The 25,059-nt window shown below is 73.3% G+C and carries 19 protein-coding genes, 2 pseudogenes and 1 riboswitch; of the genes and pseudogenes, 3 read left to right on the top strand and 18 right to left on the bottom strand.

Annotated elements, in window-relative coordinates:
- Nucleotides 1-104: 104 nt before the first annotated feature.
- The 10 genes from ACFSL2_RS02705 to ACFSL2_RS02660 form a co-directional block, all read right to left on the bottom strand.
- Nucleotides 105-1,460 (bottom strand): TIGR01777 family oxidoreductase, encoded by a 1,356-nt coding sequence (locus ACFSL2_RS02705; protein ID WP_377196352.1) that lies wholly within the window; start codon nt 1,458-1,460, stop codon nt 105-107.
- Nucleotides 1,457-2,326, bottom strand: a complete 870-nt coding sequence (locus ACFSL2_RS02700; RefSeq protein ID WP_377196351.1) for a prenyltransferase — start codon at nt 2,324-2,326, stop codon at nt 1,457-1,459. Before ACFSL2_RS02700 ends, ACFSL2_RS02705 begins: the two co-directional genes overlap by 4 nt.
- Nucleotides 2,316-2,633, bottom strand: coding sequence for a lycopene cyclase domain-containing protein (locus ACFSL2_RS02695; protein ID WP_377196350.1), 318 nt, complete (start codon nt 2,631-2,633; stop codon nt 2,316-2,318). The genes ACFSL2_RS02700 and ACFSL2_RS02695 overlap by 11 nt, the downstream gene beginning before the upstream one ends.
- Nucleotides 2,630-2,956 carry a lycopene cyclase domain-containing protein gene (locus tag ACFSL2_RS02690; RefSeq protein WP_377196349.1) on the bottom strand — a complete coding sequence of 109 codons (327 nt, stop codon included), beginning with the start codon at nt 2,954-2,956 and terminating at the stop codon, nt 2,630-2,632. Before ACFSL2_RS02690 ends, ACFSL2_RS02695 begins: the two co-directional genes overlap by 4 nt.
- Nucleotides 2,953-4,509 carry a phytoene desaturase family protein gene (crtI, locus tag ACFSL2_RS02685; RefSeq protein WP_377196348.1) on the bottom strand — a complete coding sequence of 519 codons (1,557 nt, stop codon included), beginning with the start codon at nt 4,507-4,509 and terminating at the stop codon, nt 2,953-2,955. Before crtI ends, ACFSL2_RS02690 begins: the two co-directional genes overlap by 4 nt.
- Complete coding sequence (locus tag ACFSL2_RS02680; RefSeq protein ID WP_377196347.1) at nt 4,506-5,387, bottom strand: phytoene/squalene synthase family protein; 882 nt, start codon at nt 5,385-5,387, stop codon at nt 4,506-4,508. The genes crtI and ACFSL2_RS02680 overlap by 4 nt, the downstream gene beginning before the upstream one ends.
- Entirely contained in the window at nt 5,384-5,923 is a 540-nt protein-coding gene (gene idi / locus ACFSL2_RS02675; RefSeq protein ID WP_377196346.1) for an isopentenyl-diphosphate Delta-isomerase, read from the bottom strand. The genes ACFSL2_RS02680 and idi overlap by 4 nt, the downstream gene beginning before the upstream one ends.
- A 203-nt stretch (nt 5,924-6,126) precedes the next feature.
- Nucleotides 6,127-7,245, bottom strand: coding sequence for an NAD(P)/FAD-dependent oxidoreductase (locus ACFSL2_RS02670; RefSeq protein ID WP_377196345.1), 1,119 nt, complete (start codon nt 7,243-7,245; stop codon nt 6,127-6,129).
- Nucleotides 7,242-7,769: an isoprenylcysteine carboxyl methyltransferase family protein gene (locus ACFSL2_RS02665; protein WP_377196344.1), complete on the bottom strand. Its 528-nt coding sequence runs from the start codon at nt 7,767-7,769 to the stop codon at nt 7,242-7,244. Before ACFSL2_RS02665 ends, ACFSL2_RS02670 begins: the two co-directional genes overlap by 4 nt.
- A gap of 1 nt (nt 7,770) precedes the next feature.
- Entirely contained in the window at nt 7,771-8,883 is a 1,113-nt protein-coding gene (locus ACFSL2_RS02660; protein WP_377196343.1) for a type III polyketide synthase, read from the bottom strand.
- 67 nt (nt 8,884-8,950) lie between these two features.
- Here ACFSL2_RS02660 and ACFSL2_RS02655 point away from each other — a divergent pair, with 67 nt between their 5' ends.
- Nucleotides 8,951-9,808 (top strand): UbiA family prenyltransferase, encoded by an 858-nt coding sequence (locus tag ACFSL2_RS02655; RefSeq protein ID WP_377196342.1) that lies wholly within the window; start codon nt 8,951-8,953, stop codon nt 9,806-9,808.
- A gap of 15 nt (nt 9,809-9,823) precedes the next feature.
- On the opposite strand, the gene ACFSL2_RS02650 is transcribed toward ACFSL2_RS02655, so the two are convergent.
- Together ACFSL2_RS02650 and ACFSL2_RS02645 are read right to left on the bottom strand one after the other, a co-directional pair.
- Nucleotides 9,824-10,264 (bottom strand): DUF4383 domain-containing protein, encoded by a 441-nt coding sequence (locus ACFSL2_RS02650; protein WP_377196341.1) that lies wholly within the window; start codon nt 10,262-10,264, stop codon nt 9,824-9,826.
- A gap of 126 nt (nt 10,265-10,390) precedes the next feature.
- Nucleotides 10,391-10,792: a four-helix bundle copper-binding protein gene (locus ACFSL2_RS02645; protein ID WP_377196340.1), complete on the bottom strand. Its 402-nt coding sequence runs from the start codon at nt 10,790-10,792 to the stop codon at nt 10,391-10,393.
- Between the two features lie 299 nt (nt 10,793-11,091).
- Here ACFSL2_RS02645 and ACFSL2_RS02640 point away from each other — a divergent pair, with 299 nt between their 5' ends.
- Nucleotides 11,092-11,844 (top strand): hypothetical protein, encoded by a 753-nt coding sequence (locus ACFSL2_RS02640; RefSeq protein WP_377196339.1) that lies wholly within the window; start codon nt 11,092-11,094, stop codon nt 11,842-11,844.
- A gap of 18 nt (nt 11,845-11,862) precedes the next feature.
- Here the strand turns inward: ACFSL2_RS02640 and ACFSL2_RS02635 are convergent.
- The 4 genes and pseudogenes from ACFSL2_RS02635 to thiO all read right to left on the bottom strand — a co-directional run bounded on the left by ACFSL2_RS02635 (nt 11,863) and on the right by thiO (nt 15,328).
- Nucleotides 11,863-13,058, bottom strand: a pseudogene (locus ACFSL2_RS02635) (ThiF family adenylyltransferase).
- Nucleotides 13,055-13,875: pseudogene (locus ACFSL2_RS02630) on the bottom strand (thiazole synthase). Before ACFSL2_RS02630 ends, ACFSL2_RS02635 begins: the two co-directional pseudogenes overlap by 4 nt.
- A gap of 2 nt (nt 13,876-13,877) precedes the next feature.
- Complete coding sequence (gene thiS, locus ACFSL2_RS02625) at nt 13,878-14,141, bottom strand: sulfur carrier protein ThiS (RefSeq protein ID WP_377196338.1); 264 nt, start codon at nt 14,139-14,141, stop codon at nt 13,878-13,880.
- Nucleotides 14,138-15,328 carry a glycine oxidase ThiO gene (gene thiO / locus ACFSL2_RS02620; protein ID WP_377196337.1) on the bottom strand — a complete coding sequence of 397 codons (1,191 nt, stop codon included), beginning with the start codon at nt 15,326-15,328 and terminating at the stop codon, nt 14,138-14,140. The genes thiS and thiO overlap by 4 nt, the downstream gene beginning before the upstream one ends.
- Before the next feature lies 1 nt (nt 15,329).
- A riboswitch (TPP riboswitch) is annotated at nt 15,330-15,432 on the bottom strand.
- A gap of 78 nt (nt 15,433-15,510) precedes the next feature.
- Here thiO and thiE point away from each other — a divergent pair.
- The gene (gene thiE / locus ACFSL2_RS02615) at nt 15,511-16,158 is read left to right on the top strand and encodes a thiamine phosphate synthase (protein ID WP_377196336.1); all 648 of its coding nucleotides are present in this window, start codon (nt 15,511-15,513) and stop codon (nt 16,156-16,158) included.
- A gap of 84 nt (nt 16,159-16,242) precedes the next feature.
- Here thiE and ACFSL2_RS02610 read toward each other — a convergent pair whose 3' ends face one another.
- Together ACFSL2_RS02610 and ACFSL2_RS02605 are read right to left on the bottom strand one after the other, a co-directional pair.
- A complete protein-coding gene (locus ACFSL2_RS02610; RefSeq protein WP_377196335.1) occupies nt 16,243-19,641 on the bottom strand; it encodes a CARDB domain-containing protein in 3,399 nt (1,132 codons plus the stop codon).
- Between the two features lie 330 nt (nt 19,642-19,971).
- Nucleotides 19,972-24,984: a choice-of-anchor G family protein gene (locus ACFSL2_RS02605; RefSeq protein WP_377196334.1), complete on the bottom strand. Its 5,013-nt coding sequence runs from the start codon at nt 24,982-24,984 to the stop codon at nt 19,972-19,974.
- Between the last annotated feature and the right edge of the window lie 75 nt (nt 24,985-25,059).

The following is a 25,059-nucleotide window of genomic DNA, read 5'->3' as shown; positions in this document are numbered from 1 at the left end:
GCCCCGGGCGCCTCGCCCGGGCCGTTCCCGCGCCACCGGTCCGTCCATGGCAGCCAACGCTACGGACCGCCACCCGGCCTGGCACGCCCGCCGGAGGCGGTACGTCAGCCCACCGGAGCCCGCTCGCGACCCAGCAGGTGGCGCAGGGCCGGCCCCAGGGTCGGGTGCCGGAACCGGTGGCCCGTCGCGAGCAGGGCCGCCGGTGACACGCGCTGGCTGGCCTCGGCGAGCTCCCGCGCGCCGTCGGGGCCGAGCAGGAGCCGCGGCCCCAGGCTCGGCACCGGCAGCAGCGCCGGCCGGCGCAGCACCCCGGCCAGCGTCGTGGCGTAGGCGTCGTTGCGGACCGCACCGGGCGCGACGGCGTTGACCGGACCGGACAGCCTGCCGTCGTAGAGCGCACGGTGGTAGACGTCCACCAGGTCGTCGATGCCGATCCAGGACTGCCACGCCCGCCCGTCGCCGAGCCGGCCGCCCAGTCCGGCGGCGAACAGGGGACGGAAGAGCCGTAGCGTGCCCCCGCGCGGCGACTGCACCAGCCCGGTGCGGACGGTGACCACCCGCAGCCCGGCCCGGGCGGCGACGTCGGCCGCCTCCTCCCAGTCCGCCACGACGTCCGCCAGGAACCCGTCGCCGCGGGCGCTCGTCTCGTCGAGCACCTCGTCGCCACGGTCCGCGCCGTAGTACCCGATCGCCGAGGCGGAGACGAAGACCCGCGGCCCGTCGGCGGTGCGGCCGGCGAGATCGGCGAGCGCCCGGGTGGGGCCGATCCGGGAGCCACGGACGGCGCCGCGGTGTGCGTCGGTGAACCGGCCGGCGATCGACGCACCCGCGAGGTGGATCACGGCGTCCACGCCGTGCAGCAGGTCGTCGGCCGGCGCGTCCGGGTCCCAGCGCCGCTCGTCGGGGCCGTGCGGCCGGCCCCGCACCAGCCGCACCACGCGGTGGCCGGCCGTGGTCAGGAACGGTGCCAGGGCGCTGCCGACGAGCCCGCGGCTCCCGGTCATCGCGACGACCATCGGCCGGTCGCCGCAGTTCCGGGCGGTCGCCTGGGCCGCCAGGTCCATGCCGAGCTGCCGGTGTCGGTAGGCGAACATGGCCCGCAGCAGCGTGGCGGGCACCGTGGTCTCCACCCGGTCGGTGATGCGGGTCCGTGCACCCTCGTCGTGGAACTCGTGCGTGTGCCGCCAGCGGATGCCCCACCGCAGCGGCGCGGAGACGAGCTCGTCGACGAACCGGGACGGCGGGACGCAGCCGGAGTGCCGGGCGACCCACCGCAGCCCGCCGGGCATCCCCAGCACGGCCTCGCCGTCGGCCAGGGAGGTCGCCTCCCGCACGATCCGCACGGGGAGCCACGGCGGCGTGAGGCGGGCCACCGCGCCGGGACGCTCGTGCCAGGCGAAGACGTCGGACCGGGGCAGGCCCACGACGCTCGACCAGACCAGGGGCTTCGTGGACGTCATGGCAGCGCTCCGTTCCGCAGGGCGTACAGGATGAGGATCATGGTCACGGCAGCACCCACCGCGTAGTTCACCCACAGGAAGTGGCGCCAGCCGCCGTTGGCGCGGGCCGAGTCCGCGTCGCGCAGCCGCGCGTAGGGCAGCGCGAGCGCGAGGTACGGGAGCACGAGCAGTCCGGCGAACGCGCCGGGCGGGCCCGTCATGGCCACGAGCACACCGGCGGCGCACCACGCCGCGAGGGCGAGCCGCACCGTGGTAGCGGCGCCGAGCGCCGTGGCGATCGAGGAGATCCGCGCCTCGCGGTCCGGCACGACGTCCTGCACGGCGCCGAAGGCGTGGCTCGCCATGCCCCAGAGCAGGAAGGCGCCGAGCACCGCGAACGTCGCGGGTACCGGGTCGGCCCGGGCCAGTGCCAGCCCGTAGACCGCCGGGCTCACGAAGTGCACGCTGGAGGTGAGCGAGTCGAGCACCGGCACCTCCTTGAAGCGGAACGGTGGTGCCGAGTAGGCGACGAGCGCGAAGAGGCTGATCGCGAGCACCGCCCAGGAGAGCGGCGGGCCGAGCAGCACCAGCGCCAGCACGAACGGGAGACAGGTCACGACGGAGGCGACCAGGACGGCACGGTGCCGGGCCGGCGGGAGGAGGGCGCCCTCGACGCCGCCCTTGCGGGGATTGGTGAGGTCGGACGCGTAGTCGAACACGTCGTTGATCCCGTAGAGCGCGAGGTTGTACGGCACCAGGAAGAACAGCGAGCCGATGAGCAGCGCGCCGTCGACCCGCCCTGTCGTCAGGAGGTAGGCGGCCGCGAACGGGTACGCCGTGTTGATCCAGCTCAGCGGCCGGGACGCGCGTACGAGGTCACCGGTCATGACGTCCCCCGAACAGCGACCAGAGCGCAGGCAGCAGCACGACGGCGGCGAGCGGGTAGGCCAGGTCCTCGACCGGTGCCAGCCCGATCCGGACGCCGGAGATGTGCGCGTCGGAGTAGGCGAACAGCCCGCTCGCGATCATCAGGTTGTCGAACACGACGGTGAGGATCAGCAGCGCGACGGCGGCCAGCGTGACGGCACGCCAGCCGGCGGAGCGGTCGGCCCGGCGGCCGGCGGACCGGTGCGCCACCACGGCCACGACGGCGGCCACCGTGAGGAAGCCGAGGGCGAGCAGCAGGTAGATCATCGTGCACCGCCCGCTCGGCCCAGCACCCGCTGGGCGCCCAGCACCAGCACCATCGTGAGCTCGCAGAGGAACAGAAGGAACACCAGCTCCTCGACGGGCAGCTCGGGGGCGAGCATGAGTCCGGTCATGTAGCGCCCGGCGCCGTGGAAGAACACGCCCAGCCCGATGCCCGCCAGGTCCCAGGCCAGGAAGAACGCGGTGCCGGCGGCGAGGACGGCTACCGCTCGCCCTGGTGACCGCCAGCAGAACAGCCGGAACCTCCGGTCGATCGTGAGCACCCCGGCTGCGGACACCAGCAGCGCGGCGAGGTACGCGAAGCTCATCGGTCCTCCCGCAAGGGGCCGGCGCTCGTGTCGCCCCGGAGCCGCTTGAGGACCAGCTCCGCGCTGATGAGGCACATCGGCAGGCCGATCCCGGGGATCGTCGTCGCCCCGGCGTACAGGAGCCCGGAGACCCGCGCGGAAGCGTTCCGTCCGCGCAGCATCGCGCTCTGCCGCAGCGTGTGGCCGGGGCCGAGCGCTCCGCCGCGCCAGGCGCCGAGGTCGCGCTCGAAGTCGGCGGGGCCGATCGTGCGTCGGACCACCACCCGGTCCGCGAGGTCGGGCGTCCCGGTCCACCCGGCGATCTGCGCTATCGCGTCGTCGACGACGCGTTCGACGCCGGGGTCGCCGGCGCCGTCGATGCCGCCCGCACCGATCGCGGGGTCGGCGGGCACGGGCACCAGCACGAAGAGGTTCTCGTGGCCGGGCGGCGCGACGTCGTCGGTGGCGCTCGGCCGGCAGACGTAGAGCGACGTCGGCGACAGGACCGCCGGACGGGCACCGAAGATGGCATCGAACCCCTGCTGCCAGTCCTGGGCGAAGAGCAGCGAGTGGTGCGCGAGCCGCGGCAGCTCGCCACGCACGCCCAGCAGCGCCAGCACCGCGCCGGGGCCGGGGTCGCGGCGCCGCCACCAGCGGTCGGTGTGGCTGCGGTGCGGCCGGTCGAGCAGGTCGTGCTCGGTGACCCGCAGGTCCGCGGTCGAGACCACCACGTCCGCTTCCAGACGGCGCGTCCGCCCCGTGCCGTCGTCGGCCTCGACGCCGGTCACGGCGCCGTCCGCCACCGTGATCCGCTCCACGCGCTGCCCGGTGAGCAGCTTCGCGCCCGCGCCGCGGGCGACGCGCGCGACGGCGTCGATCACAGCACCGAACCCGCCGCGCGGGTACAGCACACCCTGGGTCACGTCCAGGTGGCTCATGAGGTGGTACATGCTCGGCGCCGCACCCGGCGAGGTGCCGAGAAACACGGCCGGGTAGCCGAGGATGCGACGGACCCGGTCGTCCGTCGTGTGGCGCGCGATGAAGCGGTCCAGCGGCTCGGCGAGCAGCCGGGCCAGGCGTGGTGCGCGCCGCACGAGGTCCCGGTCCAGCAGCGGCCGGAGCGAGGCGTACGTCGCGTAGAGGAACCGCTCGGTGGCGATGCGGTAGGTCTCCCCCGCCGAGTCCAGGTAGGCGTCGAGCCGCGTCGCGGAGGTCGGGTCGAGCGCCAGCAGGGCTGCACGCGCCCCGTCGGACGGCAGGTCGAACGGTTCGGGGTGGTCCTCGAAGAAGACCCGGTAGGACGGGTCGAGCCGGACGAGGTCCAGCTCCTGGGCAGCACTGGTACCCAGCAGGCGGAAGAAGTGGTCGAAGACCTCAGGCATGAGGTACCACGACGGTCCGGTGTCGAACTGGAACCCGTCGTGGTGCCAGCGGCCCGCACGGCCCCCGAGCTCCGTCCGTGCCTCCAGCAGGGTGACCTCGGCCCCGTCCTGCGCGAGCAGGGCGGCGGTCGCCAGGCCCGAGATGCCGCCACCCACCACGATCACCCGCCGTCCGCGCACACCGCCGGTCACCCTCGCACCGCCGGCTGCGCGGCGGCGAGGACCGTCGCGAGGATGCGCAGCTTGACCGCCGCCGGCACCGACACCCGATGGGTGCGCAGCCGGACGGCGGGCGTGTGCCGCAACCGTTCGTTCAGCTCGGCGAAGAGGCCGGCGGCCAGTGCCGTCGCTCGCCGCGGGCCCGCGGGCAGCAGCGGGATGACGGCACGCGCGGCGGCGAGGTCGGCGTCGACCTCTGCGACGATCGCCGCCTTGTGCTCGTCGTCCAAGCCGTCCGCCGTTCCCGGGAGGTAGGACCGGCCCAGGCGGCCCTCGTCGTCGCCGAGGTCGCGCAGGAAGTTGATCTTCTGGAACGCCGCGCCGAGCCGGCGCGCGCCCTCCGCCAGCCGCTCGCGCTCCGCCGGCGCGACGGACGAGCCGTACAGAAAGGCGCGCAGGCACATCAGGCCCACCACCTCCGCGGAACCGTGCACGTAGGTGCGGTACTCGTCGTCGCCGAGCGTGACCACCGGTTCGAGGTCCCGGCGCATGGAGGCGAAGAACGGGCCCACCAGCGTCTCGTCGATGCCCACCGTGCGTGCCGTCAGCGCGAAGGCGTGCACCACGATGTTCGCGCTGAACCCGTTGCGCAGCGCCGCGTACGTCTCCGCCTCCAGGGCGTCCAGGGTGCTGCGGCACTCGGTGTGCGCCAGGCCGGCCTCGTGCGCGGGACCGTCCACGACCTCGTCGGCCACGCGCACCAGCGCGTAGACGTCCTCGATCATCGCGCGCGTCCTGGGCGGCAGCAGCCGGGTGGCCAGGCTGAACGACGTCGAGTAGGCACCGATCACCTGCGCGGCCGCCGTGTGGGCCGTCTCCGAGTAGAGGGCGAGCGAGGACGAGGGCCTCATGAGGTGGTGCGGGGCCCCGCGTAGAGCTCGAGGTCCGGCGCCTGGCTCACGAACCACGGGGAGAACGCCCAGGGCGCCGCGCGGAGCGCGTCGCCCAGCGCCGCGGCATCGGTCCACCGGACCTCCATGACCTCGTCCGGGTTGGGGCGCGGCTCCGCGTCGGTCACCGCCACGTAGACGGGGCACACCTCGTTCTCCACGATTCCCGAGGCGTCGACGGCGCGGTACCGGAACTCGGGCAGCGCAACGCGGATGTCGCGCACGGACAGGCCCAGCTCGTCCTGCCCGCGACGCACGATCGCCTCCTCGACCGGTTCGTCCGGCTGCGGATGGCCGCAGAACGAGTTGGTCCAGACACCGGGCCAGGCGCGTTTTCCCAGGGCCCGCCGGGTGACCAGCACCTGCCCGGCGGAGTTCAGCACGTGGCACGAGAACGCCAGGTGCAGCGGTGTGTGCTCGGAGTGCACGAGATGCTTGAGCTCCGAGCCGATCGGCGTGCGGTCCTCGTCCAGCAGCACGACTCTCTCCGTCGCCACGTCTCCTCCTCCGTCGATTTAACTAGCCTGGCTATATTCAAGCACAGGAAGCATCCAGCCAGATAGCATCTTCGCCCGGTCCGCCTCCGGCTGGTGGCACGGCGACGCGGCTCGCCCACGTGGTTCGGAGCACCGGCCCGCACGGATGGGCCCCTGGCGCCCCGAGTCTCCCGCCCGCGGCGGCGGCGGGCGGACGGCGCATGTCAGCGGGCCAGCCGCTCGACGACGGCCCCGTAGAGCCACGGTGCCCGCGCCGCCGTGGGCACGATGGCCCCGCGCACGGGGCTCGACGCCCAGGCGAGCAGCCCCGTGGTCAGCGCGCGGTAGTCGCGGGTCACGGCCCGCCAGCTGCGCTCGTAGGCGTCGGCGTCGGCCAGGTGGCGTACCGCGGCGTCCGCCTGGGCGAGCCCGACCCGCACGCCCTCGCCGGTGAGCGCGTCGACGTAGCCGGAGGCGTCGCCCACCAGCCGCACCCGCCCCGCGGACCGCCGCCGCGACCGGCGGCGCAGCGGACCCGCCCCGAGCAGCCGCCCGGTGCCCGGCGCGGCGGCGAGCCGCGCGCTGAGCTCCGGGAACTGCGCGTGCAGCAGTGCGTCGAAGCCCGCCCCGGACACCGCGCGCGGACCCAGCAGCGCGACACCGACGACGCCCGCGGAGACCGGCGTCACGTAGGCCTCGGCGTACCGCGACCAGTGCACCTCGACGAGGTCGGACCAGGGCGCGACCGCGAAGTGCCGCCGCAGACCGTAGCGGTGGCGCGCCGCCCGGCCGGCCCCCGGCCGGGTGCCGGCGTCCAGCCCCGCCAGCCGGCGCACCGTGGAGTGCAGGCCGTCGCACCCCAGCACCCAGCCGGCGCGCAGCGTCAGCGGAACCCGGCCCTCGTCGCTCCCGGCGGCCCCCACCCCGGGCACCACCTCGACCTCGACGCCCCCGGCATCCTGCCGCAGGGCCACGACCCTGCCGTGCACGAGGGGGGCGCCGACGGCGGCGGCACGCTCCCCCAGCGCCGCGTGCAGCGCGGTACGCCGGACGCCGCGCCCCGGCCCCGCGGCGAACCGGTGGTCGGCGTGCCGGCCGGGTGCCCGGTAGCTGATCCCGGACAGCGGATGACCCGGCGGGTCTACGCCGAGCGCCTGCACGGCGCGCAGGGCACCCGGGAGCAGCCCCTCGCCGCAGGCCTTGTCGAGCGTGCCCGCCCTCCGGTCCACCAGCAGCACCTCGAGCCCGGCCGCTCGTGCGTGCACCGCCGCCGCCAGCCCGACCGGCCCGGCGCCCACCACCACGACGTCCGCGTCCCTGACGCCGTCCGCCGTCCCGCTCACCGCGCCCCGCGGGCAGCGGGCCGCAACGCCCGGTCCTCGGCCGGAATGCGGAACCGGGCCAGCAGCACCAGGTTCAGCGCGGTGAAACCGAGCGCCGTGACCCAGCAGGTGTGCACCAGAGGGAGCGCGACGCCCTCGACCACCACGGCCACGTAGTTGGGATGCCGCACCCACCGGTACGGGCCGCCGGACACGAGCGGCAGGCCCGGCACCACGATGATGCGGGTGTTCCACCGGTGGCCCAGCGTGGCCACGCACCACCAGCGCAGTACCTGGCTCGCCAGCACGAGGACGAGCATCGGCCAGCCGAGCCACGGCAGGAACGGCCGGCCGGCGAGCACCGCCTCGGCGACGCACGCCACCAGCAGCCCGCTGTGCAGGGCCACCATCGCCGGGAAGTGGCCGCGCCCCGACTCGACGCCGCCCCGCGCGAACGACCACCGGGCGTTACGGGCCGAAACGACCAGCTCGGCCAGGCGCTCGACCGCCGTGGCACCCACGAGAACGACGTAGAACCCGAGCATGTCAGCGCTCCTCCATCCGTAGCAGCACGAGCTCGCACGAGACCCCCGGCCCGAAGGCCATCAGCACGGCGAGCGACCCGGGCGGAGCGTCGGAGTGCTCCAGGGTCCGGGCCAGGACGTCGAGCACCGACGCGGACGAGAGGTTGCCCGCCTCGGCAAGGCTCGCCCGGCTCTGCCGCACGGCGTCCTCGGGCAGCCCCAGCGCGTCCCGCACGGCATCGATCACCCGGGGCCCGCCCGCGTGCACCACCCAGGTGGGCACCTCCGCCGGAGTGACGTCGTGCTCGGCGAGCAGGTCCTTCACATCGGCCAGCAGGTGGGCGCGCAGGAGGTCCGGCAGACCGGCGGAGAGCACGATCGCGAAGCCCGTGTCCCGCACCTCCCAGCCGAGCGCGCCCGTGGTGCCGGGGTACAGCCGCGACCGCGTGTCGACCACCCGGACCGTACGCCGCCTCCGGCCCGCCGGCGGCGCCGCGACACCGGCGGCCCCCGAACGCGCCAGCGGGTGCCGCGCACCCACGACGACGACGGCGGCGGCGCCGTCACCGAACAGGCCCGAGGCCACCATGTTCGCCGTGGAGTCGTCGCCGTGCTGGAGCGTCAGGGAGCAGAGCTCGACGGACACCAGGAGCGCCACGTCGTGCGGCCGGCCCCGCAGATGGTCGTGCACGCGGGCCAACCCGCCGGCGCCTCCGGCGCAGCCCAGGCCGAACGACGGCGTGCGCCGCACCCCGCTCCGCAGACCGAGCCGTTCGGCGAGCAGCACGTCCAGCGACGGCGCCGCCACCCCCGTCACCGAGGTGGCGAACACGTGGTCCACGTCCCCCGGTCCGAGACCGGCCGCGGCCAGCGCCCGTCGGGACGCCTGCTCGGCCAGGAGGGCACCCTCCCGGACGAAGACCGCGTTGGTGGCGCCCAGGGAGTGCAGGCCCGCGTACTCCTCGAGCGGCAGCACCAGATGACGACTGCGCACGCCGGCGCCGGCGTGCAGGCGGCGCAGCAGCGCCGCGCGGGCCGGATCCGGCGCCACCAGGGGCCCCACGACATCCGTGATCACCTGCTGGGCATACGGGTACCCCGCCAGGACCGGCTCGACCGCCACGACTCGCGACACCTAAGCATCGTGACGCAGGACCCGTTCGCCCGCGCGGGGAGAAACCACCGCGACTAGCGTGCGGCTCATGATGTCCGGCAAGGAAGCCCGCCGGCTGGCCCGCGGCCTGGTCAGCGCGAGCCATGCCGCTCCGGCCGCCGTCGTGACCGGCCTCGCCGCCGCGCTCGCCGCGGCCCTCGGCTCCGGTCCGGGCACCGTCGCCCTCCTCACCGTCGCGGTCGGCACCGGCCAGCTCTCCGTCGGGTGGTCCAACGACTGGATCGACGCCGCACGCGACGTCGCCGTCGGCCGCACCGACAAGCCGGTGGTGGCCGGGCTCCTCACCGCACGCACGCTGCGCGACGCCGCGTTCGGGGCACTCGCCGTGTGCGTCGTGGCGTCGCTGGCGCTGGGAGCCGCGCCCGGGGCCGCCCATCTCGTGGCGGTGGCCGGCGCGTGGGCGTACAACGTTCGGCTCAAGCAGACCGTCTGGTCCTGGTTGCCCTATGCGCTCTCGTTCGCGCTGCTGGCGGTCGCGGTGGTGCTCGCGGCGCCCGGGCCCCGCGTCCCGGCCGGCTGGGCGGTGGCGGCCGCGGCACTGCTGGGCGTCGGGGCGCACGTCGCGAACACGCTGCCCGACCTGGAGGACGACGCGGCGACAGGCGTGCGCGGGCTCCCGCACCGGCTCGGCCGGCGCGCGTCCGGCGTGCTCACCCCGGCGCTCCTCGTCTGCGCGGTCGCCGTGGTGGTCGCGGGACCGGATGGTGCCCCGAGCCGCGCGGCCTGGGTCGGCGGGGCGGCGGCGGCCGTCCTGGCCGCCGCCGCCGGAGTCAGCACCGTCGCCCGACCGCACAGCCGCGCGCCGTTCGGCCTCGGCCTCGGCGTGGCGGTGGTCTGCGTGGTGCTCCTGGGCCTGGCCACGGACGATATCGCCGTGGTTCCGTGACCAGGGCCTCGATGGTCAGGGCTGCCGCGGCCCGGTGGCGGTGCCGCTCTTGTGCGGCCAGAGCGCGATGACCAGACCGGCGGCGACGCTCAGGGCGTGCAGCCAGTTGTCCGCGACATTGATGTTGAGAATGTTGATGTCCGGGTTGTTGACCGCGAACAGGCCGTAGACGAACGCCGCGCCGTACCCGACGACGAGCAGCCAGCCGAACGTCCGTGCACGGCCCGAGGACGACCACATGGTCAGCCCGAGGATCCCGATCAGCAGGTGCACGATGTTGTGCAAGGGGTTGATGGCGAAACCGAGCAGCGTCTGGTCGTGGTCGTGCTCCGCGAAGCCGTCGAAGCCGGTCACGAAGAAGCCCGCGATCCCGACCAGGAGGTAGACGGCGCCGATCACGAGGGCGAGCACCTGGTGCGGTGCACGCGTGCTCGTCGAGGACGTGGACTGAGTCATGGTGTTCTTCCGTTCTGTGTCGTTGCGTGGACCAGCGCCCCGCGGGGCGAGCAGGTTCGCTCGGTGCCCGCACGGCTCATACGGATGGTTCGGAACCGGGGCGCGACCGGATGGGCTGCTCCGAGGTCAGCTCATGGTGTCCAGCAGCTTTCGGCAGGCGGCCTCGCAGGAGCGGCAGGCCTCGGCACACACCCGGCAGTGCTCGTGGCTGCTCGCGTGCTGGTCGCACTCGTCGCCGCAGGCCTTGCACGCGGCGATGCAGGCCTCCAGCACGGTCCGGCTGATGTTCGCGTCGTAGCCGGTGTGCCGCGACAGGACGCGAGCCGTGCCGTCGCAGACGTCCGCGCAGTCCAGGTTGCTGCGGACGCACTTGCGCAGGTCGGCCACGGCGTCCTCGCTGAGGCAGGCGTCGGCACAGGCCGTACAGGCCTGGGAGCACTCGACGATCGTCTCGATCGCACGAGCCAGCAGCGTGCGGTCCAGGTTCATGGACTTCGGGTAGGTCTGCAGCATCTCTTCGGTCTTCATGACTCTCCCTGGGGTGGGTACCCGGACAGCGCCGTCGGCCCGACGGGGCCACGCCGCCGATGACCGTTCCACGCTAGGAATGGCCCCAGCCACTCGCAATCGTCGGCCCCACCGGCGGCGCTCGTCGCCCGCACCACGACGTCGCGCTCCCCCGTCCGATACGATCGGGACCGCGAACAGCCGCTCACCTTCGAGACCCCCCGGGGACGCGGCAACACGAGATCCCACTCCTGTGGCGTCCGGCGCAGAGCCCCTGACCTTGAGCACGGGCCACACAGGTGCGGCTGAGAGGTACCGAGATGAGCACGGCTGACGCCGAGACCGCCCGATCCTGGCTTGCGCGGGCGAAGGTTCGCCAGATCGACGAGCTGACGTGGGTGGACGACGACCTCGGCTCCGAGCTGAGTGCCAACGACGTCGCACTCGACTACTCGAGCTGGGTGTTCGACGACGACCTCGAGGTCGGCGAGCGGTTCCGCGTCGCGTTCGGCCTGATCGATCTGCTCGACGAGTTCTGGACCACGCAGGAGATGCACTTCCCGTACTGCGGCAGCTCCCGCGAGCAGCCGCCGCCGGAGCTCTGGGACGGGTACCGGGTCCGTCTGGAGGCACCGGACGTCAGCGAGCAGATCACGCAGTCGCTCTGGTACACGTGGTTCGAGTGCATCGACACCTCGGAGGAGGCGTTCGTGGCCCTGCTCGGCCAGGAGGTGCCGCTGCTGGACGCGGGCACGGTGACCGACGAGGGGTTCCTCCGCCGGGCGGGCCGGGTCCTGCGGGCCTCCGGTCCGGTCCGCTGGGACGTGAAGCTTCCGACCTACTCGGCGGCCTCGTCGATCGAGGCGCTCCGGCCGGCGGTGTTCCGCGGCCTGCTGCGCAGCTACCACGACTACTTCGGCGACCTCGAGCCCGGCCCCGCCCTGAAGATCCTCGACGGCCTCGACCTCCCCCCGGACACCGAGCACCTCACGGAGCTGCGCACCGTGCTCGCCGCCGGGCACTCGAGCCACGTCGCGAGCCCGGAGGCGTGGGCCGCGGCGCAGCGGCCCTGACCTCTCAGCAGGCGGGCATCAGTAGGTAGGCATCGCCGGGTCCACCTCGCGCGCCCAGGCCAGGATGCCGCCCGCGACCGACCGCGCGTCGAGCCCCGCGTCGCGCAGCCGCCGCGCCACGCCGGCGGACCGGGCGCCCGACTTGCACAGCACGTGCACCGGGCGGCCCGCCGCCCAGCCGGCGACGTCGTCCACCACCGTCGTCGCGTCCTCCCCGGCGAAGGCGCCCGAGGGAACGAACCGGGCCTCCGGCAGGGCGGCGAGCTCGACCTCCCACGGCTCCCGCACGTCGAGCACCACCGGCCCGGAGCCGTCGGCGCGGAGCTCGGCCAGCTCCCGTACCGAGACCGCCGCGCCGTCCGACGGCGGCAGCCCGCAGAGCACCGCGTACGGGTCCGCGTCGCCGTCGCCGGCCAGCAGCGCCGTGACGGGTTCCCGGGCCGGATCCCGCCGGACGGTGAGCCGGCGCCACGTGAGGGCCAGCGCGTCGTACGTCGCGAGCCGCCCGAGCAGGTTCTCCCCCGCCCCGGTGATGAGCTTGATCGCCTCGGTCGCCATGACCGAGCCGAGGGTGCCGCACATCGCGCCGAGCACGCCTCCGGCCGCGCAGTCCGGCGAGGCGCCGGCGGGGGCGGGTCCGGGAACACGTCCCGGTAGGTCACACCCTCGGTCCCCTCCGGTGGCGCACCCCAGAACGTGGCGACCTGTCCGGTGAACCGGTAGATCGCGCCCCAGACGCACGGCAGCCCCAGCACCTCGGCGGCGTCCGACACGAGGTAGCGGGTGGCGAAGGCGTCGGTACCGTCCAGCACCAGGTCGTAGCCCGACAGCACACCGAGCGCGTTGGCCGTCGTCAGGCGCTCGCGGTGCTCGACCACCTCGACGTGCGGGTTGACCTCCGCGAGCGCCGCCCGCGCCGACGCCGTCTTGGCCAGACCCACGTCGGAGGTGCCGTGGATCACCTGGCGCTGGAGGTTGGAGGTCTCGACGACGTCGTCGTCCACGATGCCCAGCGTGCCCACCCCCGCGGCGGCGAGGTAGAGCAGGGCGGGGCTGCCCAGGCCGCCGGCGCCCACGACCAGCACGCGGGCGTTCGCCAGCCGGCGCTGCCCGGCCGGACCCACGCCGGGCAGCACGAGATGCCGGGCGTACCGGGCGAGCTCGTCGCGGCCGAGCTCCCGGCCGGTCCCGACCAGTGGGGGCAGCGTGGTCACAGCGCCAGGTCCAGGTTGTCGCCGACGTGCACCAGGCCGTCGGCCGGGGACGACGCGAGCGCCCGCTCCCGGCGCGGGGGGCGTCCGGCGTGTGCGGCGTCGTGCCCGGCCTCCACGGCGAGCCGCATGGCACGGGCCATGCGCACCGGGTCGGCGGCGCGGGTGACGGCGGTGGCGAGCAGCACGCCGTCGCACCCGAGCTCCATGGCCAGTGCGGCGTCCGACGCCGTGCCGATGCCCGCGTCCAGGATCACCGGGACGGAGGAGGCGGCGGCGATCGCCTCGATGTTGCGCGGGTTGGCGATGCCGAGCCCCGAGCCGATGGGCGATCCCAGGGGCATGACCGCCGCACAGCCCACGTCCTGCAGGCGGCGGGCGACGATCGGGTCGTCGTTCGTGTACGGCAGGACGGTGAAGCCGTCGTCGACCAGGGCCTTGGCCGCCTCGACCAGGCCGATCGCGTCGGGCAGCAGCGTCACGTCGTCGGCGATGACCTCCAGCTTGATCCAGTCGGTCTCGCACGCCTCGCGAGCGAGCTGCGCGGTGAGCACCGCCTCGCGCACGGAGAAGCAGCCCGCGGTGTTCGGCAGGGCGCGGATGCCGAGGCGCGCAAGCAGCCCCAGACGGAGGGGTCGCCGGTGCGCGCCGGGTCGTCCGAGGGTCTGGGGCGGGACACCCGGCGCATCGCGACGGTGGTCAGCTCGGTGCCCGACGCCACGAGGGCGTCCTCGAGGGCGAGCAGGCTCGCCGCTCCCCCGGTGCCCATGACGAGGCGCGAGCCAAGGGCCGTGCCCGCGATGGTGAGTGGTGTCTCCATGCTCAGCCTCCCTGGACTGCGGTGACGACCTCGACGCGGTCGCCGGGCCGGACGAGCGTGGTGCCCCACGCGCCGCGCGGCACGACGGCGTCGTCCAGCGCGACGGCGACGCCCTGCGGCGCGCCGTCGACCACGAGGTCGGGCAGGAGCCGGGCGACCAGGTCGACGATGGGCAGCGGGCCGTCGAGCGGGTACGGCTCGCCGTTGACGACGGCGGTGCCGGTCGCCTCGGGGTGCGGGTGCTGCGTGGACGGAGCCGTGGTCATGCTGTGCCTCCTCGAGTCGTGCTGTAAACATCGGCGAACCTGCGCGGGTCCGCGAACCGGGCCGTGGCCTCGACGGCCGCCAGGGCCTCGGTGCCGCCCGGTGCCGCACCCAGCGCCTCGTCGACGGCGGCCGCCGTCAGCGCCGTGAGCAGGATGCCGTTGCGGTGGTGTCCGGTGGCCAGGTAGAGACCGTCGGCCGCCCACCCCAGCAGCGGTGTGTTGTCGGGGCTGCCGGGCCGGGACCGGGTGGTGGTCTCCAGCAGCACGGCGTCGTCGAGGCCGGGCAGGAGCACGCGGGCGTCGCGCAGCAGGGCGAAGACGTCGCCGGCGCGCGTCAGGTGGTCGTCCTCGCGCTCGTCCGACGACGCCCCCACGACCACCTCGCGCCGCCCGTCGGGCCGCACCGCGCGGGGCGCCGCGTAGACGGGGCGCCCCTGGACGGTGCCGCGCACGACGACGGCGGGCGACCGGTCGGCGTCGGCGTCCAGGCGCAGCGTGGTGCCGGGCACCGGGCGCGTGGGCGCACCCGCGAACAGGGCGCCGCTCGCGTGGCCGGCGGCCAGGACCACCGTGCCGGCCGCGTACCTGGTCCCCGCCTCGTCGACCGCGCCGACGACCGCGCCGTCCGCCCAGGTCAGCGAGACCGCGGCGCGGCGGACGAGGCTCGCACGCGCCACCACGACGGCGGTGAGCGCGTCGTGCACCGCACGCGGGTCGACCTGGTGGTCGCGGGGCACCCAGGCCGCGCCCGCCAGCCGCTGCCCGACGGCGGGCTCGCGGCGCCGTGCCTCGTCGGGCGAGATCTCCGCCGAGCCGAGGTCCCACTCGCGGTGCAGGTCCAGCAGCCGGCGCAGCACGGCCAGGTCGTCGCCGTCGTAGGCCACGGCGAGCGTGCCGGTCGTCTCCAGCCCGACAGCGCCCGGCGGCAGCCCGGCGGCCCGTTCGAGCGCTTCGGCGAACGCCGGCCAGAGGGCGAGGGAGGCGGTGCCCAACCGGGCCAGGCCCTGTTCGCCGAAGCCCGCCTCCATGACGGGTGCGAGCATGCCGGCGGCGGCATGCGTGGCCCCGTCACCGGGCGCCGGGTCCAGGACGACGACGTTCGCGCCGGTCTCCAGCGCCCGCCAGGCGGCGGTCAGCCCGATGATGCCCCCGCCGATGACGAGGACGTCGCATCTTCGGCTGCTCACATGACTGCTCACGTGTTCTCCCTTCGCTGGCATGACCCAGATCAGGTTCGACGGTCGGCGCTCACGCCCTCTCAGCCCCGTGCGGGGCTCCCGTGCACCCGACAACCATAGCCCCGCCCACGGGGTGCCCCGACCGGGACGGGAGGCACGGCGGAGCGCGGTGTCTGTCTACACTCGCGCTCGTGGACCCCCGAACCCGACTCGCAGACGCCCGCCTGTACCTGTGCACGGACGCGCGCCAGGACACGGACGACCTCGAACCGTTCCTGCACGCGGCGCTGGAGGGTGGCGTCGACGTCGTCCAGCTCCGGGACAAGTCCCTGGACGCGGCCCGCGAGGTCGAGCTGCACGCGCTCGTCGCCCGGGTGGCCGCCGAGCACGGCGCCCTCTGGGCCGTCAACGACCGCGCCGACATCGCGGGACTGAGCGGTGCGCCGGTGGTGCACATGGGCCAGGACGACCTCCCGCCGCACGCCGTGCGGGCCCTGCTGGGCGACGAGCCGGTCCTCGGCCGCTCCACGCACACCCTGGACCAGGCGCTGGCCGCCGAGGCGGACCCGCGCGTCGACTACTTCTGCGTCGGCCCCCTGTGGGCCACACCGACCAAACCGGGCCGCGCCGCCGTCGGCCTCGACCTGCTGCGGGACGTCGCCGCCCGCGAGCCGGCCACACCCTGGTTCGCCATCGGCGGCATCGACGCCACCCGGCTCGACCAGGTGCTCGACGCCGGGGCGCGCCGCATCGTCGTCGTCCGTGCGATCACCCGGGCTTCCGACCCCCGCGCGGCCGCGGCCGCCCTACGCCGCCGGGTCACTGGTTCGACTCGATGAGATCGGTCGCTTGGGATGAGATCGGTCAATCAAGCGACCGATCTCATCCCAAGTGACCGAAGTCAACCTGGTCGTGGACAGCGCCTACTGGCCGGTGAACACGAACGGCGAGCCCGGCTCCTTCTCGATGTCCCCCTCAGCGGAGTTGGTGACAGTCACGTTCGACAGGATCGCGTTGCCGCGAGCGCCGGCCATCGCCAGGATGCCGGACCCGTTGTTGGACCGGTCGATCCGCACGTCCGTGATCCGCACGTCGGGGATGTTCCCGCCACCGTTCTTGAACTGGATGCCGTCGTACGTGGAGTCGACGATGTCCGTGTCCCGGATGGTGACGCCGACGATGTCGTGCGTCTGCGGGAAGATCGTGATCGCGCCGAACTCCTGGTCCTCGTTCCAGAAGGCCCCGCCGGTGCGATGGAGACCGTTGTTGGCGATGAGCGTCGTCCCCGAGAACGGCAGGGGGTCGTGGTCGGTCGCGAGCATGATGCCGGGGTAGTTCATCGTGTCGGAGATCAGGTTGTTCTCGATCGAGTTGTCGTAGCCGCCGTAGATCGCGATGCCGTTGGCGCGCCACGGGAGCTGCACGGTGTTGTTGCGGAACGCGTTGTCGTGCCCGATGTCGACGTTGCGGTCCTTGACGTAGGGGTTGGCCCAGACGGCGAGCGCGTCGTCGCCCGTGTTGCGGAACGTCGAGTTGAACACCGTCGAGTTGCGGGTGCCGTTGCTGAAGTTGATGCCGTCCGCGTAGGTGTTGCGGATGCGCATGCCGGAGAACTCGAGGCCGTCACCGGGGCCCCAGAGCTCCGGGATGTTCGAGTAGTCGCGTCCCACCCACACGCCGACGTTCGCGTGCTCGATCCACACGTCGCTGATCTTCGTGTTCTTGCCGAACCGGCCGTTGAGGCCCACGCCGCCCTCGGCGTTCCCGTCGCCCCCGCGGATGCGCCCGGAGCCGAAGATCGCGATGTCGGAGATCTGGACGTTGTCGTCGATGTCGAACCCGAAGTTGCCCTCGTGCGGGTGGTTGATCACGCCAGGCGCAAGGTGCGGCTCGATCAGGCTGTACAGCTGGGAGTGCCACATGCCCGCGCCGCGGATCGTGACGTCGCTGATGCCCACCTGGTTGTGCACGCCGCGGTCCAGCGGGTCGTCCGTGAGGATCTTCTTCTCCTGGCGCCACTGCCCCGCCGGGATCCACACGCACTCGATCTCGCCGTCCTGGTCCGCGGTCACGGCGGCCTGGATCGCGTCCGTGTCCTCGAGCCCGTCGTTCGGCACCGCGCCGTACTCGGTGATCGAGACGCATCCGGCCGGCTGGGCCGACGGCGGTGCGACCTGCTCGAGCTCGACCAGGTCGATGATGTAGAACGCGGCGTCGTCGCCGGCGTCGCGCTGGAGCCGGAAGACGGTGCCGGCGGGGAAGGACCGGCCGAGCAGCGCGTGGGACTCGTCGAAGAGGCGGCGCGCGTCGTCTCCGGGGGTGTTGGTCAGGCCCTCGGGCTGGTCGGTGTTCCCGTACAGCCACGAGTGCTTCGAGGAGAGCGTCAGCTTCTGCACGAACTCGCCGTCCGCGTAGAGGCTGATGGTCTTGTCCTGTCCCCCGCCGCCGGGTGCGTCGGGGATGGAGCTGCGCACGACGATCGAGTTGGTCGGGTTCGTGGAGGTGAGCTCGACGTGCTCACCGGTGGCGTTCAGCCGCACGGACTCGCGGCCCGACGACTCGGTGGCGAAGTTCGTGTGGCCGAACGTGCGCAGCGGGTCCGTCTGCAGGAGCGTGCCGGTGTACCGGCCGTCCTCCGCCTCGTAGGTGGTGTACGGGACGGCCGCGCCGCGGCCCACGGTCACGGCGAGCGTGCCGGTGTTGTTGTCCTCGTTCGTCTCGTCGACGACGTCGGTCGCGTCGGCCGTCGCGGTCACCGTGGCCCCGCCGTTCGTCGCCGTCCACGCCCCGTCCGGCGTGACGGAGACGGTCTCCCCGGCCGGGACCGCCGGTGTCGTGGCGTTCAGCGTGCTCGCGCCCGCGACGACGCGGGTCACCGAGCCCGCGGCTGCCTGCTCGTTCCCGCGGTTGCGCACCTGGACCGTGAAGCTCACATCCGCGCCGACGGCGGGGTTGGCCGGGTTCGACGACACGGAGACGACCTCGAGGTCGGGGCCGGGCGCCTCGTCCACCACGAGCTTCGCCGCGGCGGTGAACGCGTTGTCGGTCTCGTCCTGCTCGGCCACCGTGTTCGCCGGGTCGACCACCGCGCCCACCGTGTACTCCCCCGCGGGGCGGGTACCGGCCTCGACCTCCACCTGGGCGCTCGCACCGGGCTGCAGGGCCGCGACGTCCGCCGAGCCGACCACGGTGCCGCCGAGCCTCGCGTCGAGCGAGGTGCCCGACGACGCCCGGACACCCGTGTTCTCGACCGTTGCCGTGAGGGTCACGGGGGTGGTCGCCGTCGGCGACTCCGGGGACGCCGTCACCGCGGTGACGGTGAGGTTGGGGTTGGGCGCGGGGGCGCCGTAGACCTCGAACTCGGCGACCTGACCGTTGCCCGCACCGGTGTTGCCCGTGAAGCGCAGGCGCACGTCGGTGACGGTCCCGGTCAGGGGGACGTCCACGAGGTTGCCGCTGCCGGGTGCGAACGCGTACCCGGCGGACGCCTCGAGCTCCTGCCAGGCGCCGGTGCCCGAGCGGCCCTGGACGGAGAACGTCTGGGTGCGCGGACCCCACGCGCCGTCGGGGTTCAGCCGGACGCGCAGGCTGCTGACCTGCGTGGGCGCTGGGAGGGAGACGTCGAGGGTCGACGGGTACTGCCCGCCCGCGCCCTCCCAGTACGTATCGGTCCGGCCGTCGACGGCGTTACCCGCGACGTACGACCACTCGGTGGACGACGCCGACGCCGGCCGGTCCTTCGCGTAGTTGGTGCCGGTCGGATCGGTGGGCGGGTCAGTGGGTGGGTCGGTGGGGTCGCCGCCCCCGGTGGGCGTGCCCCAGACCTCCAGCTCGGACACCTGGCCGTTGCCCGCGCCGGTGTTGGCGCTGAACGCCAGGCGGATCTCGTCGGCCTCGGCGTCCAGCGGGATCTCGACCCGGTTACCGCTCGCGGGGTCGAACCCGTAGTCGGCCGGGGCTTCCAGCGTCCGGAACGAGGACTCGCCGTGGGACCGGCCGAGCACGCTGAACGTCTGGGTGCGCGGCGCCCAGACGTCCGGCGGCGGCAGCGTGACGACCACCCGGTCGACGTCGGCCTCCTCGCCGAGGTCGACCGTGAGGTGAGCCGGGTACTGGCCGCCCGCGCCCTCCCAGTAGGAGCTGGTGCTCCCGTCGTTCGCGTGGCCGGCGACGTACGTCTGCGTCACCGACGACGCCGCGATCGGCTTGCCGAGCGCGAGGTTGGTGGCGTCCGCGGCGTGCGCGACGCCGGCCACGCCGAGCGGCGCGACGAGCGCCATCGCGGCGCCCGCCACGACTGTGTGCTTCCAGGGGATTCTCATGAACGTCCTCGTTCTCCCGCCGGGGCGGGCTCGTCCACCCGCGGGCAGCGGTGCCCGGCGGCGAGGTTGATGAATTGCAGAGTGTGCACTGCTTTGTGCTCAGTGTCTGTCATCTTCTTGCAGCGTTCTGTACGGACGTTACGAGTCCGGCGCGCCGACGTCAAGGCCATGTCCACACCGCGCAGCACGATGAACCGCTCCGGGCGGCCGCCGCACGCTCCCGTCCGGAGTACTGCCGGTAGCGCGACGAACGAGCCGGCCCGGCACGAGAGTTCTCGTGCCGGACCGACTCGTTGCCGGCCGGATCACCGGCCGTCGAGAGGTCTGCGGTCAGCGCTGGTCCGCTGCACCTCCCGCCGGGGTCGCCAGGGTCAGGCCGAGCTCGCGCCGACGTCGGATCAGCGCGGCGCCTGCCGCGAGCAGGAGCACCGTGACGGCCAACAGCGTGGCGACGTCCGCACCGGTGGCAGCCAGGCTGCCCGAGCTCGAACCCGAGCCAGAACCAGTGCCGTTGCCGTTGCTGCCGGATCCGTCGCCGGTGCCGTTACCCGCGCCGTCGCGGTCATCGTCACCGTCGCCGTCCCCGGTACCGCCACCCGTCGAGGCGAGCACCACCTCGAACGAGGCGGTCGCCGAGTCCCCGATCATCTGGCTCGTGGCGATACCCACGTGCGAACCCACGTCGAGGCCGGCCGGGACGGTGAAGGTCCACTGGACCGTGCCCGTCCCGTCCGCGGCGGCGGCCGGCAGCCTGACGGACGTCGAGCGGATCACGCCCACGACCATCTCCCCCGGCTCGAAGCCGGACGCCGAGAAGGTCTGGCTCGCGCCCTGGGCCACCTCGTCGTCCTCGAACCAGGCGGTCAGCACCCTGGAATCGGGCCCGGCCACCATGATCGGCACCTCGGCGCCGTCGCTGCCGTCCTCCGGCTCGGCGACGATCACGTGCGCGCCGGGCTCCGCGTCGTCCGGGATCACGATGGTGACCGTGAACCCGCACGAGTCGTCCGGGACGACGGTGACCGACTCACCGACGGGCTCGCCCGCCGCGTCGGTCAGCGTGACCGTGACCTCGACACCGGCCGGGAAGCCCGTGCCGGTCACCGTGACCTCGGCGCCCGGCTCGACCGTGGTCGGGTCGGCGACCAGGGTCGGGTCGGTGCACTCGTCGCCGGGGCCGGAGCCGACACCCACGACCAGCGGTGCCTCAGCGGGCGTGCCGGTGGTGTCGTCGGTACCGACCACGGTGTGGTCGCCCGGCTCTGCGTCCTCCGGCACCACCAGCTCCGTGGTGAACGCGCCGGTCTCGTCCGTGTCGACCGTGACCGGGTCCCCCACGGGGTTCTCGTCGGCGTCGGTCAGCTGCACCGTCACGGTCGAGTCGGGCGTGTACCCCTCGCCCGCGACCGTCACCGTGCCACCCGGTGCGACCTCGGACGGGTCCACCGTCAGCTCCGGCGTGATGTCCGCGGGCTCGACCGTGAGCGGCGCCGTGGCACCCTCACTGCCGTCCTCGGGCTCCGCGCCGATCTCGTGCTCGCCCGGCGCCGTGCCCTCGGGAACGACGTAGTCCGTCCAGAACCCGCACGACTCGTCGACGGTCACCGTCACGGGGTCACCCAGGGGGTTGCCGTCGACGTCGACCAGCTGCACCTCGACGTCCACACCCGCAGGGAACCCGGTGCCGACGACCAGCACCGACTCGCCGGCCTGGACTGCGGCGGGCGTCACGGTGAGCTCCGGTGCCGACGCGCACTGCCCGACGCCGGTGATCACCACCAGCGGCGCCTCCGCGAACACGTCCGTGGAGAAGTCCGTGCCGGTCACCACGTAGTCGGTCGGCGCGGAATCGTCCGGCAGGGCCACCACGTGCTCGAACCCACCGTCCCCGTCCGTCGGGATGTCACCCGCGGTATAGAGCACGCCCAGGTCGCTGACGATCTCCAGATCCACCGTCGAGTCCGGCGTGTAGCCCGCACCCGTCACGGTCACCTCCTCGCCCGCCTGCGCCGCACCCGGATCCACCGTCAGGGTCGGCTCCAGCGGCAGCACCACCAGATCCGCATCCGCGACCAGGTCCTCGGCATCCGTACCCGTGACGACGTAGTCCGTCGGGTACGAGTCCGCGGGCAGGGGTACCACGTACTCGAAAGCGCCGTCCTCGTCGGTCGGGATGTCACCCGCGGTGAACAGCACGCCGAGCTCGCTGACGATCTCCAGATCCACGGTCGAGTCCGGGGTGTAGCCCGAACCCGTGATCGTGACCTCCTCACTCGCCTGCGCCTCAGCCGGATCCACGACGATCATGGGGCCGTCAGCCGCGGGGTCGAGGACCACGAGGTCGTCCGTGGCGAACACGTCCGTGGAGAAGTCCGTGCCGGTCACCACGTAGTCGGTCGGCGCCGAGTCGTCCGGCAGCGGCACCACGTACTCGAACCCACCGTCCCCGTCCGTCGGGATGTCACCCGCGGTGAACAGCACCCCCAGGTCGCTGACGATCTCCAGGTCCACCGTCGAGTCCGGCGTGTAGCCCGCACCCGTCACCGTGACCTCATCACCCGGGAACGCCTCGTCCGGATCCACCGTCAGGGTCGGCTCCAGCGGCAGCACCACCAGATCCGCATCCGCCGTCAGACCCTCCGCATCGGTCCCCGTGACCACGTAGTCCGTCGGATACGAGTCGTCCGGCAGGACCACCACGTACTCGAACCCACCGTTCTCGTCGGTCGGGATGTCACCCGCGGTGTAGAGCACCCCGAGGTCGCTGACGATCTCCAGGTCCACCGTCGAGTCGGGCGTATAGCCCGTACCCGTGACGGTCACCTCGTCACTCGCCTGCGCCTCACCCGGGTCCACGGTCAGGGTCGGGACAACGTCAGACAGGTCCACGACCACCAGCGGCGCCTCCGCGAACACGTCCGTGGAGAAGTCCGTGCCGGTCACCACGTAGTCGGTCGGCGCGGAATCGTCCGGCAGGGCCACGACGTGCTCGAACCCACCGTTCTCGTCGGTCGGGATGTCACCCGCGGTGTAGAGCACCCCGAGGTCGCTGACGATCTCCAGGTCCACCGTCGAGTTCGGCGTGTAGCCCGCACCCGTCACGGTCACCTCGTCGCCCGCCTGCGCCTCGTCCGGATCCACCGTCAGGGTCGGCTCCAGCGGCAGCACCACCAGATCCGCATCCGCCGTCAGACCCTCCGCATCGGTACCCGTCACCACGTAGTCCGTCGGATACGAGTCGTCCGGCAACGGCACCACGTACTCGAACCCACCGAACTCGTCGACCGGGATGTCACCCGCCGTGAAGAGCACGCCCAGGTCGCTGACGATCTCCAGGTCCACCGTCGAACCCGGCGTATAGCTCGAGCCGGTCACGGTCACCTCGTCACTCGCCTGCGCCTCACCCGGGTCCACGGTCAGGGTCGGCTCGGGCGCCAGCACCACCAGCGGCGCCTCCGCGAACGCGTCCGTGGCGTCGTCGGTCGCGGTCGCCACGTAGTCCGTGGGCGCCACGCCCTCACCGAGTGTGGCCACGTACACGAACCCGCCGTTCTCGTCGGTCGGGATCGCGCTCGCCGTGTACCCGTTGCCCATGTCGCTGGCGATCACCAGGCTCACGGTCGAGTTCGGGGTGTAGCCGGAGCCGGTCAACGTGACGTCGTCCCCGGGGTACACCGCCGACGGGTCGACCGTCAGCTCCGGCGCGATCGCCGACAGATCGCAGGCGTCGATCCGCACACCGGCGTTGCCGAGCCCGATCCGGCCCGCGTCGGCCGACTGCACCAGACCCAGGCTGAGCGCGGACACCTCGACCTGCCCGAACAGGTCGACACCGCCCGCCGTCGTGCAGGTCGCGGTCTCCTGGTGGTTGATCTGCAGGGAGACGAACTGCACCACCACGTCGAACACGGGCGAGAGGGCCGCCCCGATGGTCGAGGTGATGCCCGTCTTGAGGTCGTTGATCAGCACCTCGAACAGCTCGTCACCGGCGTCGCTGATGACGGCGTCGTAGACGGCCCCGAAGATCGGCGCGGCCGCGTTGCCCAGGCCGTTGATCGTCGTGGCCAGCAGCGTTCCCGTCACCGCCTGGGTGCCGGTGCTGTCGTTCACGACCTCCGGGAAGTCGCCGTTCACGGCATCCGCCAGCGGCACCGACCACGACACGTCCAGCGTGCCGAGCGGCGACTCGTCGTAGAAGGCGATGTCGATGGTCACGGCGTTCAGGGAGTCCTCGATCGCACCGACCATGATGCGCGTGGCCTCCTGCATGACCTCGTGCACGCCCTCGGCGATCTGCGGGTACGTCTGGTCGTCCAGCACCTCGTAGTTCGGCGCGAGACCGTTCATGCCCGCGTCGTCGCCGCCGCCCCAGGGGTCGTTGCCCTCGACCAGGTGCTCCAGGTGGACCTGCAGCTCACCGGTGGAGAGGTCGATGGTCACGAGCTGGTTGGCCGAGGTGATCGGCTCGCCCACCACGGACTGGAACAGGGTCTCCTGCAGGTTCGAGTCCACGGTCACCGTCGGCTCCGGGATGCCCGGGACCGCCGACAGCAGCGCCGTCAGATCCGTGACGTCGAACGTGTCGTTGACCATGGTCTCGATCTGCGTGTCGACGGTGCCGCCGATGTCGAAGACCGTCGCGGCCGCGTCCTCGATCACGGGCGAGTGCAGCAGCAGGGTGCCGTCACCGAGCCGGTACTGGCCCGGGCCGGTCGCACCGCCGTCCGGATCGAGGACCACGCCGGCCTCGGCGATCACCTCGGCGCCCAGCGCTCCGAGCTCGATCGTCAGCTGGTCGACCACCTGGTCGGTGATGCCGTCCACGCCGGCGAGCCGGGCCAGCGACAGCACGTCGATGGTGGCGGTGCCGAAGGAGTCCTCCGCACCGTCCAGCGTGACACCACCGTCGGCACCCAGCAGGCCGGACACCGCGTGCGCGTCGGCCGGACCGGACGCCTCGCTCGTGCTGGCGAGAGCGCCGATCTGGCCGAAGTCGAGGAACTGGTCGACGGGAAGCTGGAGGTCGCCGAGCTGCAGCGCCTGGGCGCCGAGCACGTCGACGTCCAGGTTCTCCGTGTTCGGGCCGGGGTTGCTGACCGACCCCGCGTCGGAGGTGGCGGCGCCCAGCAGCTCCTCCTGCATGAGCTCGGCCGCCAGCACGCTGGCGGCCGCTTCAGCCGGCTCGTCCGGATAGTTGTCCACGGCGGCAGCGGGCAGGCCGGCTGCCGTGACCAGGAGCGCGGAGGCGGCCACCGCGGCGAGGCCACGGCGCCACGTCGCACCGCCTCGCTCCCGCCTTCGAAACTCTCGCCTTCGGATGAACGGCACATGCGTCGAGATCAAGTCGATCACTCCTCACGTTCGCGCCTTCTGCAATGGCGTCGGAATTGACTGCAGGCCGCGCCCGGTGTGCTGCAC

Origin of the sequence: Promicromonospora aerolata (assembly GCF_042682255.1) — a bacterium.
In the GTDB taxonomy this organism is placed as follows: domain Bacteria; phylum Actinomycetota; class Actinomycetes; order Actinomycetales; family Cellulomonadaceae; genus Promicromonospora; species Promicromonospora aerolata.
Note: the sequence above shows the minus strand (reverse complement) of the source record. Positions and strands in the feature narration are given on the sequence as shown.